This window comes from Pseudomonas cannabina, from assembly GCF_900100365.1.
Classification (GTDB): Bacteria; Pseudomonadota; Gammaproteobacteria; order Pseudomonadales; family Pseudomonadaceae; genus Aquipseudomonas; species Aquipseudomonas cannabina.
Map to the genome: position 1 here is coordinate 1,171,721 of NZ_FNKU01000001.1, position 20,277 is coordinate 1,191,997.

The window sequence follows — 20,277 nt, forward strand, 5'->3', positions numbered from 1 at the left end:
TGTGCATGGGTGGCTTCATATGACGTGGATATTCACCCAGGAGCGAGTCTTGACCAGTGCCAACCCGCCTGTCGGCCCGGTAACGCCGGTATCGGCCAGTGTTTCATTGAATGTACTGACCATGAACATGCACATGGGCTTTGGCATTTTCAATCGTCGCTTCATTCTTCCAGAATTACGTGAAGCCGTGCGCAGCGTATCGGCCGATATCGTATTTCTTCAGGAAGTGCACGGCGAACAACAGAGTCACGCACGCAGCGTCAAGGGCTGGCCGACGATTTCACAGTACGAGTTTCTTGCCGACGCCATGTGGAGCGACTTCGCCTACGGGCGCAATGCCGTTTATCCGGACGGCGATCACGGTAATGCACTGCTGTCCAAGTACCCGATCATTCAACACGAGAACCTCGATATCTCCATCGACGGTACCGAGCAGCGCGGTTTGCTGCACTGCATTCTGGACGTGCCGAACGCGGGGCGAGTGCACGCGGTTTGTGTGCATCTGGGGCTGTTTGAAAGTCATCGGCGGCAACAATTGAAACTGCTCGCCGAACTGATGGCGCGGCTGCCTGAGGGCGAGCCGGTGATCGTTGCCGGTGATTTCAATGACTGGCGCCAGCGCGCCGATGCCTTGCTACAGGGCACCGGGTTGTACGAGGTGTTCGTGGAGCACTTCGGGGCGCCGGCAAAAAGCTTTCCGGCCCGCTTGCCGTTACTGCGGCTGGATCGGGTCTACGTCCGTAATGCCACTTCCCACCGACCGAAAGTGTTGTCCAGTCGACCGTGGTCTCATCTTTCCGATCATGCACCTTTGGCGGTGGAGTTAACGTTATGAAAAAACCGACAGGGCAATGGCGCGATGGCAATTCGGTAGAGCTGCTGATCAACGGCGAAGACTTCTACAGTCGGGTTTTCGAGTGCATCCGTGCCGCGCGCAAGGAAGTGTTGATCGAGACTTTCATCATTTTCGAAGACCGGATCGGCGAGGGCCTGCAACAGGCATTGATCGAGGCGGCCGGTAATGGCGCCAGGGTCGTGGTCACCGTGGATGATTACGGCACCTCGGACCTGAGCTCGACGTTCGTCAGAACCATGATCGATGCCGGTATCCAGATTCAGCTGTTCGACCCGCGCCCCCGGTTCATGGGGATGCGCACCAACCTGTTCCGCCGCCTGCACCGCAAGGTCGTGGTGATCGATGGCGAACTGGGCTTTATCGGCGGCATCAATTACAGCGTCGATCACATGACCGACACCGGCCTGACGGCCAAGCAGGATTACGCCGTGCTGGTGCGCGGCCCTATTGTCGGTGACATCCATAAGAGCGCGATGAGCATGCTCAGCGAGGCGGTGCGCTCGAAACTGACGCCGATCCCGCTCAAGCTCGAGCGTGCCGGGAATGCCAGCATGTTGCTCGCCGAGCGTGACAACAGCGAGCACACCAACGACATCGAAGAACAATACCTTGAGGCGATTCGCGGCGCGACCGAGCGGATTACCCTGGCCAACGCCTACTTCTTCCCCAGCTACCGCTTCTTGCGTGAATTGCGTAACGCGGCGCGGCGCGGCGTGAACGTCACGCTGATCCTGCAAGGCCAGCCGGACATGCCGTTCGTGCGGGTCTGCTCGCGTCTCACCTACACCTACCTGTTACGCGACGGGGTGGCCATTCATGAATACAAGCAGCGTGCACTGCACGGCAAGGTCGCGCTGATTGATCGGGAGTGGTCCACCGTGGGCTCCAGCAACCTTGACCCGTTGAGCCTGGCGTTGAATCTGGAAGCCAACCTGTTCATTCGTGATCCGCAACTGAATCAGCATCTGCAGGACCACCTGATGGAGCTTGCCGCTGCGCACAGCACCCAGATGAATTTGAAAGGCGCGGCCCGCGGTCAATGGTGGCGTGCACCGATGATCGTACTGAGTTTCTTTTTCCTGCGCCGCTTTCCGGCCATCGCCGGGCTGTTTCCGGTGCATGGCGTGCGTCTCAAACCGCTGCGTGCTGGCGATGTAGTGCCGGAGGCCAAAGTGATTGAGCAACGGCAAAACAACGACCAGATGGACCAGGAGAAAACGTCATGACCCGAGCCACAAGCGCTGCGCCGCAAAGCGCCCATGGAGCCAAGTGGAAATGGGCGAAACGGATCTTCAATGTGTTTTTCTTCATTGCCGTACCGGTGTTGCTGTTTCTGCTGGTCAAGAACCTGGACTGGCAAGAGGTCAAGAAGGCGCTGGCTTCCTACAAGGCCAGCACGCTGGCCATCGCCGCTGTTGTCGCGTTCGCCAGCTACGCGACCTATTGCGGGTTCGACATCCTGGCGCGCTATTACACCCGTCATAAGCTGGCGATCAAGCAGATCGTGCCGGTGACCTTCGTCTGTTATGCGTTCAACCTCAATCTCAGCTCGTGGGTCGGCGGGATCGCGCTGCGTTATCGGCTGTATTCAAGGCTTGGGCTCGACGTTTCGACCATCACCCGGATTCTGAGTCTGAGCCTGATCACCAACTGGCTGGGGTACATGCTGTTGGCCGGTTTCGTGTTTTCGATGCGCTTTTTGGAATTGCCCGAGGAATGGTCGATTGGCACCACAACCCTGCAACTGATCGGCTTCGGGCTGTTGGCCGTGTGTTTTGCTTACCTGCTGGCGTGCCGGTTTTCCAAACGACGTTCATGGACGATTCGTGATCAGGAATTCAATCTGCCGTCGATGAAGCAAGCATTGATGCAGGCCAGCCTGGGCGCTTTGAACTGGTCGTTGATGGCGGCGGTGATTTACACCCTTTTGCCGGACAGCGCGTTCTACCCGGCGATTCTCGGTGTGCTGCTGATCAGCAGCATCGCGGGCGTCATTACCCACATCCCGGCCGGGCTCGGCGTGCTGGAAACGGTGTTCATCACCTTGCTCTCGCATCAGTTTTCAAAAGGCAGCCTGCTGGCCGCGCTGATTGGCTACCGCGCCATTTACTTCCTGCTGCCATTGCTGATTGCACTGGTGGTGTATCTGGTTCTGGAAAAACGCGCGAAGAAAATGGGTGAAAAAAACCAGCAGCGGACGGGCGAGGAGGCGAAGTCCTGAGCGATCAGTTCCACAAAGTATGGCTATCTGTGGGAGCGACCGGGGCGGCGCCTTTAATCATCAAACCCCACCTGCTCATGTATTTCGTCAACTTTTAGCTCCAGCCGATAGGCCACGGCGATGAACAGCGCCTGGCACAGGCACAGGGTCGCGCTCAGGGAGCGAAAGGCGAACGAGCTGCCTTCGTTGACCAGCAACACCGAGTTGGCGCGCTTGGCCAAAGGCGACAGGTTGCTGTCGGTGATGATCAGGGTCTTGGCCTGATGGTGCTGGGCGATGCGCAGGCAGTGCTGGGTTTCCTTGCCGTAAGGCGTGAAGCTGATCGCGATCACCAGGTCATTGGCGCGCACGCTGCGCATCTGCTCACGATAACTGCCGCCCAGACCTGAAATCAGGTGAATGCGTTTGTTGGTGTGTTGCAGGTTGTAAACCAGATAATCCGCCACTGCGAACGAGCGCCGTACACCCACTACATAGATGTTGTCGGCGTTGACCACCAGATCCACGGCCTTTTCGAACTCGACGTCATCCAGCTCGGCACTCAGGCGTTCCAGCCCGGACAGGGTCGCGTCCACGCATTCGCGGGCCAGATCGCCTGCGCTGGCCTTTTGCGACTTGTTGGCGATCATGCTGCGGATGCGCTGCTGGTAATTCTGCACCGGCGTGGTCTTGTGGGTGTAAGCCTCACGAAACAGCGCCTGCATTTCGCTGAAACCGCTGAACCCGAAGCGCTGCGAGAAGCGCACGATGGCCGACGGATGAACCTCGCATTCACGGGCGATATCGCTGATCCGGTCGACCATGATCCGGTCGCTCTGCTGGCTCATGTAGCTGGCGATGCGCTTGAGCTGGCGGGGCAGGCTGTCGTACTCGTCGGTGATCAAGCGCAGCAAACCTTCGGCACTGCTGGGCGGCATGTCGACACTCGCCTCGGTGCTGGTCATATTCAAATCCTTCCTGCTTGTTCTTTTCGGGGCCACGCAGAGGCGTGTCCCTGATGATAGAGGCTGTGTTCACCAGCGCGGGCGACTATATAGCACCTGCCTGCGCATTGTGACAGCTCATGAATAGCGATGTAGAAAAAATATTCCACTAAAAATAATTATAGAATAAATATTGATTGATGCCGCGTGACGTTTTAGGCTGCATTCACAAAAGGTAGCGCGTGCACCCAGATGTGCGTGCTCCAGGCTGATAAAAATAACAGGAGCCACCATGGGCCAGACTCGCTTTGCCACCGGGCGTCAGTTGGATCTGATCTGCCTCGGACGCCTTGGCGTCGATCTTTACGCGCAGCAGGTCGGCGCACGACTTGAAGACGTTTCCAGCTTCGCCAAATACCTCGGCGGTTCATCGGCCAACATCGCCTTCCGCACAGCCAGGCTGGGGTTGAAAACTGCCATGCTCAGCCGGGTGGGCGATGACCACATGGGGCGCTTTCTGATCGAGTCACTGGCGCGAGAAGGCTGCGACGTCAGCGCCATCAAGCGCGATCCTGAACGCCTGACCGCCATGGTGCTGCTGGGCCTGAAAGATCGCGAAACATTCCCGCTGGTGTTCTACCGCGAAAACTGCGCCGACATGGCCCTGCGCGCCGAAGACATTGACGAGCAACAGATCGCGTCCAGCAAGGCGTTGCTGATCACCGGCACGCATTTTTCGACCGATCAGGTCTTCAAGGCCAGCAGCCAGGCACTGGAGTATGCCGAGAAGCACAACGTCAAACGGGTCCTGGATATCGACTATCGTCCGGTGCTCTGGGGCCTGGCGGGCAAGGCCGATGGCGAGACACGCTTCGTTGCTGATCAACAGGTCAGCCAGCACGTGCAACGCATCCTGCCGCGCTTCGATCTGATCGTCGGCACCGAAGAAGAATTTCAGATCGCTGGTGGCTCCACTGATCTGCTGACCGCGCTGCGCACTGTGCGTGAATTGACTGCCGCAACGCTGGTGGTCAAGCTCGGCCCGCAAGGTTGCACGGTGATTCACGGTGCTATTCCGGCGCGCCTTGAAGACGGGGCGATCTACCCAGGCGTACGGGTCGAAGTGCTCAACGTGCTGGGTGCTGGCGATGCGTTCATGTCCGGCTTCCTCAGCGGCTGGCTCAACGACGCCAGTGATGAGCGTTGCTGCCAGCTGGCCAATGCCTGCGGCGGTCTGGTGGTCTCGCGCCATGCGTGCGCCCCGGCGATGCCGACGTCGGCCGAACTCGATTACCTGTTCAATAGCCCCGAGCCGATCACCCGGCCTGATCAGGATGTCGCTTTGCAGCGCCTGCATCAGGTCAGCGTGGCGCGCAAACAATGGAAACAACTGTTCATCTTTGCGTTCGATCACCGCGGCCAACTGGTCGAACTGGCACAGCAGGCCGGGCGTGATCTGAGCAGCATCAGCCAGCTCAAGCAGCTGTTCGTGCAAGCGGTCGAGCGGGTGGAAGCCGATTTGCGCAAACGGGGCATCGAAGCCGACGTGGGCCTGCTCGCCGATCAGCGCTTCGGCCAGGATTCGCTGAATGCGGCCACCGGGCGAGGCTGGTGGATTGCGCGCCCGGTGGAGGTGCAGGGTTCAAGGCCGCTGGCATTCGAGCACGGCCGCTCCATCGGCAGCAATCTGATCAACTGGCCGCAGGAGCAGATCATCAAGTGTCTGGTGCAATATCACCCTGACGACGAACCGATGCTGCGTCTGGAACAGGAAGCACAGATCAAGGCGCTGTACGACGCTTCTAAAGTCAGCGGCCACGAACTGCTGCTGGAAATCATTCCGCCCAAGGATCACCCGTCGCCTCATCCGGATGTGATGTTCCGTGCAGTCAAGCGCCTGTACAACCTCGGTATCTACCCGGCGTGGTGGAAGATCGAGGCGCAGACGGCTGACGTCTGGCAGCAACTGGACGAGCTGATTCAACAGCGTGACCCTTACTGCCGTGGCGTGGTGCTGCTGGGCCTCAATGCGCCGGTCGAAGCGCTGGCCGAAGGGTTCGCACAGGCTCGTCACAGCCGTACCTGCAAAGGTTTTGCCGTGGGCCGGACGATCTTTCGCGAGCCAAGCCGGGCCTGGATGGCCGGTGAAATCGACGATGCGGCGTTGGTCAGCCGGGTGCAAGGCACGTTCAACTGGCTGATCGAGTCGTGGCGCGAAAGCCGCGCCTGAAGCGTTTTTGATTGGTGCAGCGAAAACTACAGAACGCGATAACAACAAAAAGGTGCAGCCATGCCTGTTTCAGCTTCCACGCCCAAGATCCGCATCGGTATCAACCCGATCTCCTGGAGCAACGACGACTTGCCGGCTCTCGGCGGAGAGACGCCTTTGAGCACCGCGCTGAGCGAAGGCAAAGCCATCGGCTACGAAGGGTTCGAGCTCAACGGTAAATTCCCCAAGGACGCCAAGGGCGTCGGCGATGTGCTGCGGCCCTATGACCTGGCGCTGGTGTCCGGCTGGTACTCGAGCCGGCTGGCGCAGCGATCCGTGGCCGAAGAGATCGAGGCCATTACCCCGCATGTTCAGTTGCTCGCCGAAAACGGCGCGTCAGTGCTGGTGTATGGCGAAGTGGCCGATTCCATTCAGGGTCAGCGCATTCCGCTGGTCGAACGGCCGCGTTTTCACACTGATCAGGCCTGGCGCGAGTACGCAGACAAACTGACCGAACTGGCGCGTTTCACGCTGTCACGCGGGGTGCGTCTGGCCTATCACCACCACATGGGTGCCTACATCGAGTCACCCCAGGACATCGACAGGCTGATGGCGCTGACCGGCGATGAAGTCGGGCTGCTGTTCGATTCCGGGCATTGCTACATGGGCGGCGGCGAGCCCCTGCAGGTACTCGGCAAACACATCGCACGCGTCTGTCATGTGCATTTCAAGGACGTGCGCAAACCGGTGGTGCAGCTGGCGCGCAACAATCTCTGGAGCTTTCCGGACTGCATCATCAACGGCACGTTCACGGTGCCGGGCGATGGCGACATCGATTTTTCGGCACTGCTCAAGGTGTTGTTGCAGGCCGACTACAGCGGCTGGCTGGTGGTCGAGGCCGAACAGGACCCGGCGGTAGCGCCCAGCTACGTGTATGCCAAAAAAGGCTATGACACCCTGCGCCAGTTGCTGGCTGATGCGCGATAAGGAGGATTGAACCATGAGTCTGTTGACCAAAAGCAAACCCCGGGGCCGCGACATCGTGGCGCTCGCGCCAGGCACGCTTGAATACGTGGGTTTCGCGGCCTATCGGCTGGAGGGAGGCGAGCACTTGTCTCTGAGCGCCGAAGAGGACGAACTGTGTGTGGTGCTGCTCGGCGGGCACGCCAGTGTCAGTGGCGAGGCGCCGGGGCAGGGCGCGTTCAGTTGGGAAAACATCGGTGACCGGCAGTCGGTGTTCGAAGAAAAGTCGCCGTTCGCGGTGTATCTGCCGCCGCACAGTCAGGTCGAGCTGGTCGCTCGCGGGCCGGTGCATCTGGGTGTCTGCCGTGCTCCCGGCGATGCTGGCAAACAGCTTGCGGCACGGTTGATCATGCCCGGCAGCATGAAGCGCAGCGTACGTGGCAAAGGCGCCAACACCCGCTACGTGTGCGACATCCTGCCAGACAGCGAACCGGCGCATTCGCTGCTGGTGGTCGAGGTGCGCACGCCTTCCGGGCATTCCTCCAGCTACCCGCCGCACAAGCACGACAAGGACAACCTGCCGCACGAGAGCTTTCTCGAGGAAACCTACTACCACATGGTCAACCCGCCGCAGGGCTTCGTGTTTCAGCGTGTGTACACCGACGACCGCAGCATCGATCAGGCCATGGCCGTGGAAAACAACGACCTTGTCACCGTGCCCAAGGGCTACCACCCGGTTTCGGTGCCTTACGGTTACGAATCGTATTACCTGAACGTCATGGCCGGCCCGACCCGTGCGTGGCAGTTCCACAACGATCCGCAGCACAGCTGGCTGCTGGATCTTTAATCCCCTTTTTGCTTTGGAGTCATGCCAATGAGCGAGTCACCGGTGATCGGCCATTACATCAACGGCCAGGTAAACGACGGCGATGGTCAGCGCTACAGCGACGTTTTCAACCCGGCCATCGGCACGGTTCAGGCGCGTGTAGCACTGGCCAGCGTCAAGACGGTGGATGAAGCGGTTGCAGCGGCCAAAGCAGCGTTTCCTGGCTGGGCCGATCAGTCGTCGCTGCGTCGCGCGCGGGTGATGTTCAAGTTCAAAGAGCTACTGGACCGGCACCACGATGAGCTGGCGCAGATCATCTGCCGCGAGCACGGCAAAGTGCTGTCCGATGCGCGCGGCGAAGTGGTACGCGGCATCGAAATCGTCGAATTTGCCTGCGGTGCGCCAAGCCTGTTGAAAAGTGATTTCAGCGACAACATTGGTGGCGGTATCGATAACTGGAACCTGCGTCAGCCACTGGGCGTTTGCGCCGGGGTCACACCGTTCAACTTTCCGGTCATGGTGCCGCTGTGGATGATTCCCATGGCGCTGGTAACCGGCAACTGCTTCATCCTCAAACCCTCCGAACGCGATCCTTCTGCCAGCCTGTTGATGGCGCGGCTGTTGAAAGAGGCCGGGCTGCCTGATGGCGTGTTCAACGTGGTGCAGGGCGACAAAGTGGCGGTCGATGCCTTGCTGCAACACCCGGACATCGAAGCCCTTTCGTTTGTCGGTTCGACGCCGATTGCCGAGTACATTTATCAGCAGGGCACCGCCCGTGGCAAGCGCGTGCAGGCGCTGGGCGGCGCCAAGAATCACATGATCGTGATGCCTGATGCAGACCTGGATCAGGCCGCCGACGCGTTGATCGGCGCCGCCTATGGTTCGGCTGGCGAGCGCTGCATGGCCATCTCCATTGCCGTGGTGGTGGGCGACGTGGGCCAGAAACTGATCGACAAACTGTTGCCACGCATCGACCAGCTCAAGGTCGGCAATGGCATGCAAGCCGATTCGGACATGGGGCCGCTGGTCACCGCCGTGCACAAGGCCAAGGTCGAAGGGTTCATCGATCAGGGCGTGAAAGAAGGCGCGAAGCTGATTGTCGACGGGCGCAATTTCAGCGTGCCGGGTGCCGAGCAGGGTTTTTTTGTCGGCGCAACGCTGTTCGACAACGTTACCCCGCAGATGCAGATCTACAAGGAAGAAATCTTCGGTCCGGTGCTGGGCATCGTGCATGTGGCGGACTTCGCCAGCGCGGTTGAACTGATCAACGCCCACGAATTCGGCAATGGCGTGTCGTGCTTCACCAGCGATGGCGGCGTGGCGCGGGCATTCGCCCGCAGCATCAAGGTGGGCATGGTCGGTATCAACGTGCCGATTCCGGTGCCGATGGCCTGGCATTCGTTTGGTGGCTGGAAGCGCTCGCTGTTCGGCGATCACCACGCCTATGGCGAAGAGGGGCTGCGCTTCTACAGCCGCTACAAAAGCGTCATGCAGCGTTGGCCGGACAGCATCGCCAAAGGGCCGGAATTCAGCATGCCGACCGCTAAATAGTCTTCATCAATGGAATGTGCGGAGAACAATAACAATGAGTCATCCCCTGCGTTTCGCTCTTAATCGAATGGTCGCGCCGCGCCTGTCGCTTGAGGCGTTTGTCGATCTGGCTGTGAAGCTGGGTGCCGATGCCATCGAGATCCGCAACGACCTTAAGGGCATCGAGATCGAAGACGGCACCGCGCCTGAGGCCGTCGCTGATCTGTGTGCTGCCAAAGGCGTGCAGGTGCTTTCAATCAACGCGCTTTATCCGTTCGATGTCTGGAATGACGAGCGCAGTGCCCAGGCCACCAAGCTGGCGCAATACGCACGTGCCTGCGGTGCCAAAGGGCTGGTGCTATGCCCGCTCAACGACCGCGCCGACCCACGCAACAGCGCGCAGCGTGCCGCCGGGTTGCGCACGGCGTTGACCGCACTGGCACCGATCCTTCGTGAGCACGGCATTCTGGGGTTCGTCGAGCCGCTGGGCTTCGAAGAATGCTCGTTGCGCCTCAAGCGCCAGGCCGTGGATGCAATCAAGGCCGTCGGCGGGCTGGATGTCTACCGTCTGGTTCATGACACCTTTCATCACCACCTGGCCGGCGAGGTCGAGCTGTTTCCCGAGCTGACCGGGCTGGTGCATATCTCCGGTGTCGAAGATGCGCAGGCACCGCTCAACAGCATTCGCGACGGCCACCGCGTGCTGGTCGGGGAGGCTGACATTCTGGGCAATGCCGCACAGATCGAACGGTTGCTGGACAGCGGGTATACGGGGCATCTGTCGTTCGAGCCGTTCGCCGAAAGTGTTCATGCGCTGCAAGACATTCCGCAGGCGATCTCGGCAAGCATGGCGCATTTGTCACGGGCCGTTTCGCAGCGTCACTGATTTGATTTCAGCCGTCAGGCCACCTCAAACCCCGGCCACCTCAAACAAGAACAAGGTGCGAACATGAGTACAACCCGACTGACCATGGCTCAGGCCCTGGTGAAGTTTCTCGATAATCAGTATGTCGAAGTCGACGGCGTGCAGAGCAAGTTCGTCGCGGGCATTTTCACCATCTTTGGCCATGGCAATGTGCTCGGCCTGGGGCAGGCGCTGGAGCAGGACAGCGGCGATCTGGTGGTTCATCAAGGCCGTAACGAGCAGGGCATGTGCCACGCCGCCATCGGCTTTGCCAAGCAGCACCTGCGCCGCAAGATCTACGCGTGCAGCTCCTCGGTGGGGCCGGGCGCGGCGAACATGATCACCGCTGCGGCAACGGCGTCCGCCAACCGGATTCCGCTGCTGTTGTTGCCGGGCGATGTCTATGCCAGCCGCCAGCCCGACCCGGTGCTGCAACAGATCGAGCAGTTTCATGACCTGAGCATCAGCACCAACGACGCCTTCAAGGCCGTGAGCAAATACTGGGACCGCATCAACCGCCCCGAGCAACTGATGAGTGCGGCGCTCAATGCCATGCGCGTGCTGACCGATCCGGCCGAGACGGGCGCGGTAACCCTGGCATTGCCTCAGGACGTGCAGGCCGAGGCTTACGACTACCCGGACAGCTTTCTGCAAAAACGCGTGCACCGTATAGATCGTCGCCCGCCGAGCAAGGCGATGCTCGACGATGCCTTGAAACTGTTGGCGGGCAAGCGCAAACCCTTGCTGATCTGCGGCGGCGGGGTGCGTTATTCGGGCGCGGCTGAAGCGCTGCAAGCCTTCGCCGAGCGCTTTGACATCCTCTTTGCGGAAACCCAGGCAGGCAAGAGCGCCATCGTGTCGGCGCACCCGCTGAACATGGGCGGGATCGGCGAAACCGGCACGGTGGCGGCCAATCGATTGGCCAAAGAGGCTGATCTGATCATTGGCGTCGGCACCCGTTACAGCGATTTCACCACGGCGTCGAAATGGCTATTCCAGAACCCGGATGTGCAGTTTCTCAATATCAACGTCGGTGCGTTCGATGTGCAGAAACTCGATGGTGTGCAGGTGCTGGCTGATGCACAGTTCGCCTTGCAGGCGTTGAGCGAAGCGTTGCAGACCAGCGACTACCGTGCGGCGTGGGGCGACGCCCCGCAACAGGCGCGTGCCGAACTGGACGCCGAGGTCGACCGCCTTTATGCGGTCGAGTACCAAAGCGAAGGTTTCGTCCCGGAAATCAACGACCACATGGACCCGGCCGTACTGCGTGACTTTATCGAGCTGACCGGCTCGTGCCTGACCCAGAGTGGCGTGCTGGGCATTCTCAACCAGAGCCTGCCGACCGATGCGGTCATCGTTGCCGCCGCAGGCAGCCTGCCGGGCGATCTGCAGCGGGCCTGGCGCAGCACCGGCGTTGATACCTACCACGTTGAGTATGGCTACTCGTGCATGGGTTACGAGGTTAATGCCGCACTGGGCGTCAAGCTCGCGGCGCCGCACCGGGAAGTCTTCGCGCTGGTTGGCGATGGCTCCTACATGATGCTTCATTCGGAGCTGGCGACCTCGATTCAGGAGCGGCGCAAGATCAACGTGGTGTTGCTCGACAACATGACCTTTGGCTGCATCAACAACCTGCAGATGGAACACGGCATGAACAGCTTCGGCACCGAGTTCCGTTTCCGCAACCCGCAGACCGGCAAGCTCGATGGCGACTTCGTGCCGGTGGATTTCGCCATGAGCGCGGCGGCTTATGGTTGCAAGACCTACAAGGTCAGCACCGCCGAGCAACTGCACCAGGCGCTCGCCGATGCCCGGCTTCAGACCGTCTCGACGCTGATCGACATCAAAGTGCTGCCCAAGACCATGATTCATAAATACCTGTCCTGGTGGCGGGTCGGTGTCGCCGAAGTCTCGACCACCGGTACCACCGCTCAGGTGTACGACAAACTCAACCGCGAGCTGGCCAAGGCGCGTCAGTACTGATCACTTTTATCGTTCAGCGCCCGTGATCCGTTCACGGCAACATCCAATAACAAAAAGGAAGATGAACATGGCATTGAAACTCGGCGTGATCGGCACAGGCGCAATCGGTCAGGATCATATCCGCCGGTGCAGCAAGACACTGGTCGGCAGTCAGGTGGTGGCCGTCACCGACATCAATCTCGAACAGGCAGCCAACGTAGTGCGTGACCTGGACATCAGCGCCGAAGTGTATGCCGGCGGGCACGCATTGATCGCCGCGCCGGATGTCGAGGCGGTGCTGGTCTGCTCTTGGGGTCCCAGCCATGAAGAGTACGTGCTGGCAGCGATTGCCGCGGGCAAGCCGGTGTTCTGCGAGAAGCCGCTGGCCGTCACCGCCGAGGGCTGCCGGCATATTGTCGAAGCCGAGATCGCCAGCGGCAGAAGGCTGGTCCAGGTTGGGTTTATGCGCCCTTATGACCAGGGCTATCGCGCGCTCAAGTCAGTGATCGACAGCGGCCAGATCGGCGAGCCGCTGATGCTCCATTGCGCCCACCGCAACCCGCGTGTGGGCGAGAACTACAAGACCGACATGGCGATCACTGACACCTTGATTCATGAGCTCAATGTGCTGCGCTGGCTGCTCAATGATGACTATGTGTCGGTGCAGGTGGTGTTCCCGCGCAAGACCAGCAAAGCCCTCGCGCACATGAAAGACCCGCAGATCGTGATGCTGGAAACCGCCCGGGGCACGCGCATCGATGTCGAAGTGTTCGTCAACTGCCAGTACGGCTACGACATCCAGTGTGAAGTGGTCGGCGAGAGCGGTATAGCCAGATTGCCCGAGCCTTCCCAGGTGCAACTGCGCAGCGAAGCCAAATTGTCGAACGCGATTCTGATGGACTGGAAAGACCGCTTCATTGCCGCCTATGACGTCGAGTTGCAGGACTTCATCGACGGCGTCAAAGCCGGGACGATTAACGGCCCCTCCGCCTGGGACGGTTATGCCGCCGCCGTTGCCGCCGATGCCTGTGTGCTGGCGCAGAATAATGGCGCCGTGGTGCCGATCAGCCTCGCTACGCGTCCGGCGTTCTATGCCTGACGGTTTTTACGGCAACCGAGACATTTCTCGACAAGCATAATAAGGGAGGCATCATGCGCATTGCACTGGACCCCTACATGTACCGCCATCTGTCCCTCGGGGCGATGGTCGATAAAACCGCAGAGCTGGGTTACGACTACATCGAGCTGTCACCGCGCGAAGACTTCATGCCGTTTTACAAATACCCACGCGTGGACCGGGCGAGGATCCGGGAGTTTCGCAAAGCCCTGAGCGATGCGGGTGTGAAACTCTCCTCGTTGCTGCCGCTGTACCACTGGGCTGCGCCGGATGAAGACCTGCGCATTGCCGCAGTACGCAACTGGAAACGCGCCATTCAGGTGGCGGTGGAAATGGACTGCGACCTGATGAACACCGAGTTCAGCGGGCAATCCGATCATGCGCTGGTCTGCGAGAACCAGTTCATGAAGTCGATGGACGAACTGATGCCGCATTTCGAGCGCGAAGGTATAAAGCTCGATATCCAGGCGCATCCCTATGACTTCTGTGAGCGCAATAACGAGTCGGTGGACATCATTCGCGGGCTTGATCGTGACTGGATCAACTACCTGTACGCCGCGCCCCACACCTTTTTCTACGATGACGGCGTAGGTGATATCGCCTCCATGCTGCGCTACGCAGGTGACAAACTTACGCACCTGATTATTGCCGACACTTATAATCACCGGGCTTCTTCCAACCTGCGCTACATCGTCAACCCGCCCGGCGTGACGGCGACGGTGCATCAGCATCTGGACATCGGGCAGGGCGAAGTGAACTGGGAGGCGTTTTTCTCGACGCTCAGGGACATCAAGTTCGACGGCATCGCCACGGTGGCCGTGTTTGCCTGGGAAGAGCGCGCCGACGAGTCGAGCCGATTCATGCTCGAACGGGTCAAAAGCGAGTTGCTGCGCTGATACAGTGGCAGTGAATACACAACCGATGGCTACGGCCTGAGGTTCATGGACCACAGGAGATATCCATGCGAGCAGGGCTGGTGGGCTACGGCAAAGGGGGGCGTTACTTTCATGCGACGCTGATTTCAAGTCTGCCCGGTGCCACGTTTGCAGGGGTCGTTACCCGTTCGCCAGAACGAAAACAGGACGTGGCCAAAGATCATCCGGGCGTTGCGACCTTCGACACGCTGGCCGAGCTGGTGGCTACCGGGGTTGATGTGGTGGTGATTTCCACACCGCTGGCCTCACGGCGAGCACTGATTCTGGAGGCTCTCGAACTGGGCGTGGCGGTGGTCAGCGATAAACCCTTTGCCCATGACGCCGCGCAGGCGCGTGAACTGGTGGAGGCTGCCGAAAAGCGTGGCGTGTTGCTCAGTGTTTATCAGAACCGGCGTTGGGATTCCGATTTCCTCACGGTGCGCAAATTGATCGACAGCCAGGCGCTGGGCGAGATCAGTCGGTTCGAATCAAGTATCGAGCGCTACTCGCCGCGCTCCGTGGGCAAGGCGAGCGGTGGTGGCATGTTGCGCGACCTGGGCAGTCACCTGGTGGATCAGGCGCTGGTGCTGTTCGGCCCGGTCGAGCGGGTGTACGGCGAGTTGCGTTTCGCCCCTGCGGACGAGGAGCTGGACCACACGTTTTTCGTTGCGTTGACCCACGCCAATGGCGTGGTCTCGCATTTGTCCGGCAGTTGCCTGCAAAGCAGCCCGAAACCACGGTTTCGGGTCAGTGGATCAAAAGGCTGTTACAGCGTCGACGGCCTGGACGGCCAGGAAGACGCGGCGTTTGCCGGGCTGACGCCACGGTCAGAAGGCGAGCGCTGGGGCGTCGAAGAGCATCGGCGCTGGGGCTGGTTCGAACAGGGTGATCATCGCGAGCGCGTGCCCTCGGAGCGTGGCTGCTGGCTTGAGTTCTACCAGCAACTGCAGCGTGCAGTGGACGAGCAGGGCAGCAACCCGGTCAACCCTCACGATGCCATCGCGTCAGCGCAAGTCATGGACGCAGCACGCCTGAGCGCCCGCGAAGGACGGATTGTGGTGCTGTAGGCATACATATTCATGATTCACTGCGCGCCTTGAGCCGTAACCAAACATTACTGCCATCGCAAAACCGCCGTGTGACGCAGAGCGTCACGAACTGCATGCCGACGCGGAGCATCGGCACGATAGTCATACTCGCACCACAGTGTTTTTGATGTGCTTTTCAACCACGATGGCACTGACGACGCCGATTGCGACGTAAGTGACGGCTGAGTCCTGGCGCTGATCCGGGGGATGCGAGGCAGGACGTCGAGCAAGCCGCATTCGGGCCATGGATGGCCCGTTGCGGCTACCCCCGGATCAGTGTCAGGGCGAAGGAACCCGACGAAGTCGGGCCGGAAACGGAGCCGGGATTTTGGTTACTTTGATCCTTCAAAGTCACTCGCCGAGGGGCGAAAAGGTGCCTTGAGCCGTAAACAACCATCACTGACATCGCAGAACCGCTGTGTGATGCGGAGAAGAGTTCGGTGCAGCCTCCAGGAATAGGGTGTTTGGACCAGCGTCTTCGTGAGCAAGCTCACTCCCACAAGTATCTATGCTCCGCCTGATGCTGTTCGCCGGGGTGGGGCGCAAAGGTGACCTGAGTCAGAAACAAACATCAATGACACCGCAGAACCGCCGTGTGACGCAGAACGTCACGAACTGCACCCGACAAAAAATGAAATGGAATAAAATTCTAAAATCAGTTGAATTGGAAAATATTTTCCAATAGAGTCGTTTTCAGGTTACCGACTATCGAATCACCCGGGCATGAAGTCATTTTTCAGGCTACGGGGAACAAGCCAACAAAAACAAAACAAAAGATAGGTACTGTCGATGAAAACCCCCACTTCTGGCTTGCCCGCCAAGCGTTCTGTCACCTCGTCATTCTGGATCCGCCTCATGGAGCGATTTCTCACGATCGTTGCTCGTGGCATGTGCGTACGGCACAAGGACGCTCAACTGTTCTGCATCCCGGGTGCAACAGGCATTCGTCTGCCTCACTGATCGCTTCACCGTCGTCCTGACAAGCAGCTCTAACACCGTGTTATCAGATCCAAACAACAACAAGAATCTGGAGACAGCCCCTCATGAACACCAAGCTTGCTTTCACTTCACTCGCCCTGGCATTGATGCTCGGCAGCGGCGCTGCGCTGGCCGATATCAAGGTCGGGGTTGCCATGTCGCAGTTCGACGACACCTGGCTGACCTACCTGCGTCAGGACATGGGCGCCAAGGCCAAAAGCATGCCTGACGGCGTGACCCTGCAATTTGTCGATGCCCGCGCCGACGTCAACAAACAGATCGATCAGGTCAAAGAACTCATCAACAAGAAAGTCGACGCCCTGATCGTCAACCCGGTAGACACCGCCGCCACGGCGCGTATCACCAAGGAAGCCGTCGCCGCCGGCATTCCGCTGGTCTATGTCAACCGTCGCCCGGATGACCCGAAGCTGCCGGCAGGCGTTGCCACGGTGACATCCGACGATACCGAAGCTGGCCGGCTGCAGGCGCAGTACGTCGCCGACAAGATGGGCGGCAAGGGCAGTGTGATGATTCTGCTGGGGGACCTGGCCAACAACTCCACGCAAAACCGTACCAAAGGCGTGAAAGAGGTGCTGGCCAAATACCCCGATATCAAGATTGACCAGGAGCAGACCGGCACTTGGCTGCGCCAGAAAGGCATGGACCTAACCAATGACTGGCTCACTCAAGGGCGCAAATTCAACGCGGTTTTCGCCAATAACGACGAAATGGCCATTGGCGCTGCGATGGCGTTGAAACAGGCGGGTGTCGACAAAGGCACGGTGTTTGTTGCCGGTGTCGACGGCACGCCCGACGGCCTCAACGCGGTCACCAAAGGTGATCTGACGGTATCGGTTTTTCAGGACGCCAAGGGGCAGGCCGACGGCGCGATCGATGCAGCGGTGAAGCTGGCTAAAAAAGAGAAGGTCGAGCCACAGGCAATCGTCATTCCGTATCGTCTGATCACGCCTGAAAACGTCTCCACCTTCAAATAACAACAGTCGACCGGCCAGGGAAGATCCCCCGATCTTCCTGGGTTTGCCGCTTGAGGAGTTTGTGATCATGTCCGGTTCTGCCACTGCCCATCCGCCCGCGCCAGCCAATGTAGAGGCCTCGTCCCCTTATCTGCTGGAAATCAGCCATATCAGCAAAGGTTTTCCGGGGGTCGTTGCGCTTGACGACGTCCAGCTCCGGGTCCGTCCGGGCAGCGTGCTGGCGCTGATGGGCGAGAACGGAGCGGGGAAATCGACGCTGATGAAAATCATCGCCGGCATCTACCAGCCCGACGCAGGTGAAATCCGTTTGCGCGGCAAGCCGGTGCGCTTCGAAACGCCCCTTTCAGCGTTGCAGGCCGGAATCGCCATGATTCATCAGGAGCTCAACCTGATGCCGTTCATGAGTATCGCCGAGAACATCTGGATCGGCCGCGAGCAGCTCAACGGCTTGCACATGGTCGATCATCGGGAAATGCACCGTTGTACCGCCGAGTTGCTGGAGCGCTTGCGCATCCGGCTGGATCCCGAAGAGCTGGTCGGCAACCTGAGCATCGCCGAACGGCAGATGGTCGAGATCGCCAAGGCGGTTTCCTATGACTCTGACGTGCTGATCATGGACGAACCCACCTCGGCAATCACTGAAACCGAAGTTGCTCATCTGTTTTCGATCATTGGCGACCTGCGCGCACAGGGCAAAGGCATCATTTACATCACCCACAAGATGAACGAAGTCTTCGAGATCGCCGATGAAGTGGCGGTGTTTCGCGACGGCACCTATATCGGCTTGCAGAGCGCCGACAGCATGGACGGCGACAGCCTTATTTCCATGATGGTCGGCCGCGAGTTGACCCAGTTGTTTCCGCAACGTGACAAGCCGGCGGGGGACCTGCTGCTGTCAGTCCGTGACCTGAGCCTGAACGGCATTTTCAAGGACGTGTCCTTCGACCTGCGTGCCGGAGAGATCCTGGGCATTGCCGGGCTGATGGGCTCGGGGCGCACCAATGTCGCCGAGACACTGTTCGGCATCACGCCCAGTGACGGTGGCGAGATTCACTTCGATGGCAAGGCCGTACGCATCGGCGATCCTCATCAGGCCATCGAGCTGGGTTTTGCATTGCTGACCGAAGACCGCAAGTTGACCGGGCTGTTTCCGTGTCTGTCAGTGATGGAAAACATGGAGATGGCCGTGCTGGCGAATTACGCCGGCAACGGCTTCGTGCAACAAAAGGCCTTGCGCGCCTTGTGCGAGGACATGTGCAAAAAACTCAGGGTCAAGACGCCGTCGCTGGAACAGTGCATTGATACGTTGTCGGGTGGTAATCAGCAAAAGGCACTGCTCGCACGCTGGCTGATGACCAATCCCCGCGTACTGATTCTCGACGAGCCCACGCGCGGTATCGATGTGGGCGCCAAGGTGGAAATCTACCGGCTCATCTCCATGCTGGCCAGCGAAGGCATGGCGGTGATCATGATCTCTTCCGAACTGCCGGAAGTGCTCGGTATGAGCGACCGGGTCATGGTCATGCACGAAGGCGAAATGATGGGCATCCTCGACCGAATTGAGGCGACCCAGGAAAAAGTCATGCACCTGGCCTCCGGTCATCGGGTTCATTGAGTATGCAGCACACGGTTCGGTAAATGGACTCGTAAAAAAAGAACAAGAGGGTTACGAACATGAGCAATGCGATTCTGCAAAACAAGCCGGCCCTGGCGCCGACCGGGAAAAAAAGACGACTGCCGACCGAGCTGAGTATTTTTCTGGTGCTGATCGGCATAGGCCTGATCTTTGAACTGTTCGGCTGGATCGTCCGCGATCAGAGCTTTCTGCTCAACTCCCAGCGCCTGGTCCTGATGATTCTTCAGGTGTCGATCATCGGCCTGCTGGCTATTGGCGTCACGCAGGTGATTATCACCACGGGCATCGACCTGTCGTCCGGTTCGGTGCTGGCGTTGTCGGCGATGATTGCCGCGAGTCTGGCGCAGACGTCGGACTTTTCCCGTGCGGTGTTTCCTTCGTTGACCGACCTGCCCGTGTGGATTCCGATCGTGGTCGGGCTTGGGGTCGGGTTGCTGGCCGGCGCGATCAACGGCAGCATCATCGCGATTACCGGCATTCCACCCTTCATCGCCACGCTGGGCATGATGGTCTCTGCACGCGGCCTGGCACGCTTCTACACCGAAGGCCAGCCGGTCAGCATGCTTTCTGATTCCTACACGGCTATCGGCCAGGGCGCGATGCCGGTGATCATCTTTCTGGTGGTGGCGGTCGTCTTCCACATCGCCCTGCGCTACACCAAGTACGGCAAATATACCTATGCCATCGGCGGCAACATGCAGGCGGCGCGCACCTCGGGCATCAACGTCAAACGTCATCTGGTAATTGTCTACAGCATTGCCGGGCTGCTGGCCGGGCTGACGGGTGTGGTGGCGTCGGCACGCGCCGCAACCGGTCAGGCCGGAATGGGCATGTCCTATGAACTGGACGCCATCGCGGCGGCCGTCATTGGCGGCACCAGCCTCGCCGGTGGCGTAGGGCGAATCACCGGTACCGTGATCGGTGCGTTGATCCTCGGCGTCATGGCCAGCGGCTTTACCTTTGTCGGCGTGGATGCCTACGTTCAGGACATCATCAAGGGGCTGATCATTGTAGTTGCAGTAGTCATCGATCAATATCGCAACAAGCGCAAGACCAAGCGCTGACTGGATTCCAGTGACACAAAGGGCCTTATACACAGACTGTGTGAAAACACACTGATGAAGGCCCAAGCAAACGCCCCGACTTGTTCGGGGC

16 protein-coding genes are annotated in these 20,277 nt (G+C 59.6%); 15 read left to right on the forward strand and 1 reads right to left on the reverse strand.

The features are described from left to right. The first annotated feature begins 49 nt into the window (after positions 1-49). The 3 genes from BLT55_RS05565 to BLT55_RS05575 are packed head-to-tail and all read left to right on the forward strand — an operon-like array spanning position 50 to position 3,077. The gene (locus BLT55_RS05565) at positions 50-835 is read left to right on the forward strand and encodes an endonuclease/exonuclease/phosphatase family protein (RefSeq protein WP_055001553.1); all 786 of its coding nucleotides are present in this window, start codon (positions 50-52) and stop codon (positions 833-835) included. Further along, a complete protein-coding gene (clsB, locus tag BLT55_RS05570; RefSeq protein WP_054080151.1) occupies positions 832-2,082 on the forward strand; it encodes a cardiolipin synthase ClsB in 1,251 nt (416 codons plus the stop codon). The genes BLT55_RS05565 and clsB overlap by 4 nt, the downstream gene beginning before the upstream one ends. Continuing rightward, positions 2,079-3,077: a lysylphosphatidylglycerol synthase domain-containing protein gene (locus BLT55_RS05575; protein WP_055001554.1), complete on the forward strand. Its 999-nt coding sequence runs from the start codon at positions 2,079-2,081 to the stop codon at positions 3,075-3,077. Before clsB ends, BLT55_RS05575 begins: the two co-directional genes overlap by 4 nt. A gap of 53 nt (positions 3,078-3,130) precedes the next feature. Here BLT55_RS05575 and BLT55_RS05580 read toward each other — a convergent pair whose 3' ends face one another. Then, complete coding sequence (locus BLT55_RS05580; RefSeq protein ID WP_055001555.1) at positions 3,131-4,021, reverse strand: MurR/RpiR family transcriptional regulator; 891 nt, start codon at positions 4,019-4,021, stop codon at positions 3,131-3,133. A gap of 271 nt (positions 4,022-4,292) precedes the next feature. On the opposite strand from BLT55_RS05580, the gene BLT55_RS05585 reads away from it, so the two are divergent. The 12 genes from BLT55_RS05585 to BLT55_RS05645 all read left to right on the forward strand — a co-directional run bounded on the left by BLT55_RS05585 (position 4,293) and on the right by BLT55_RS05645 (position 20,186). Beyond that, complete coding sequence (locus tag BLT55_RS05585; RefSeq protein WP_055001556.1) at positions 4,293-6,230, forward strand: bifunctional 5-dehydro-2-deoxygluconokinase/5-dehydro-2-deoxyphosphogluconate aldolase; 1,938 nt, start codon at positions 4,293-4,295, stop codon at positions 6,228-6,230. Positions 6,231-6,290: 60 nt separating this feature from the next. After that, positions 6,291-7,196, forward strand: coding sequence for a myo-inosose-2 dehydratase (gene iolE, locus BLT55_RS05590; RefSeq protein WP_007251292.1), 906 nt, complete (start codon positions 6,291-6,293; stop codon positions 7,194-7,196). A gap of 13 nt (positions 7,197-7,209) precedes the next feature. After that, entirely contained in the window at positions 7,210-8,019 is an 810-nt protein-coding gene (gene iolB, locus BLT55_RS05595; protein ID WP_055001557.1) for a 5-deoxy-glucuronate isomerase, read from the forward strand. A gap of 27 nt (positions 8,020-8,046) precedes the next feature. Continuing rightward, positions 8,047-9,549, forward strand: coding sequence for a CoA-acylating methylmalonate-semialdehyde dehydrogenase (locus BLT55_RS05600; protein WP_055001558.1), 1,503 nt, complete (start codon positions 8,047-8,049; stop codon positions 9,547-9,549). Between the two features lie 34 nt (positions 9,550-9,583). Then, positions 9,584-10,414 carry a TIM barrel protein gene (locus tag BLT55_RS05605; protein ID WP_055001559.1) on the forward strand — a complete coding sequence of 277 codons (831 nt, stop codon included), beginning with the start codon at positions 9,584-9,586 and terminating at the stop codon, positions 10,412-10,414. A gap of 63 nt (positions 10,415-10,477) precedes the next feature. Then, positions 10,478-12,415, forward strand: coding sequence for a 3D-(3,5/4)-trihydroxycyclohexane-1,2-dione acylhydrolase (decyclizing) (gene iolD / locus BLT55_RS05610; RefSeq protein ID WP_055001560.1), 1,938 nt, complete (start codon positions 10,478-10,480; stop codon positions 12,413-12,415). A 67-nt stretch (positions 12,416-12,482) separates the two neighbouring features. Beyond that, positions 12,483-13,493: a bifunctional inositol 2-dehydrogenase/D-chiro-inositol 1-dehydrogenase gene (gene iolG, locus BLT55_RS05615; RefSeq protein ID WP_055001561.1), complete on the forward strand. Its 1,011-nt coding sequence runs from the start codon at positions 12,483-12,485 to the stop codon at positions 13,491-13,493. A 53-nt stretch (positions 13,494-13,546) separates the two neighbouring features. Continuing rightward, positions 13,547-14,407: a sugar phosphate isomerase/epimerase family protein gene (locus BLT55_RS05620; protein WP_003349149.1), complete on the forward strand. Its 861-nt coding sequence runs from the start codon at positions 13,547-13,549 to the stop codon at positions 14,405-14,407. A 65-nt stretch (positions 14,408-14,472) separates the two neighbouring features. After that, positions 14,473-15,492 (forward strand): Gfo/Idh/MocA family protein, encoded by a 1,020-nt coding sequence (locus BLT55_RS05625; RefSeq protein WP_007251298.1) that lies wholly within the window; start codon positions 14,473-14,475, stop codon positions 15,490-15,492. Positions 15,493-16,556: 1,064 nt separating this feature from the next. Next, the gene (locus BLT55_RS05635) at positions 16,557-17,486 is read left to right on the forward strand and encodes a sugar ABC transporter substrate-binding protein (RefSeq protein ID WP_054999435.1); all 930 of its coding nucleotides are present in this window, start codon (positions 16,557-16,559) and stop codon (positions 17,484-17,486) included. 67 nt (positions 17,487-17,553) lie between these two features. After that, entirely contained in the window at positions 17,554-19,101 is a 1,548-nt protein-coding gene (locus BLT55_RS05640; protein ID WP_054999437.1) for a sugar ABC transporter ATP-binding protein, read from the forward strand. 59 nt (positions 19,102-19,160) lie between these two features. Further along, positions 19,161-20,186 (forward strand): ABC transporter permease, encoded by a 1,026-nt coding sequence (locus tag BLT55_RS05645; protein ID WP_054999436.1) that lies wholly within the window; start codon positions 19,161-19,163, stop codon positions 20,184-20,186. Positions 20,187-20,277 lie beyond the last annotated feature (91 nt).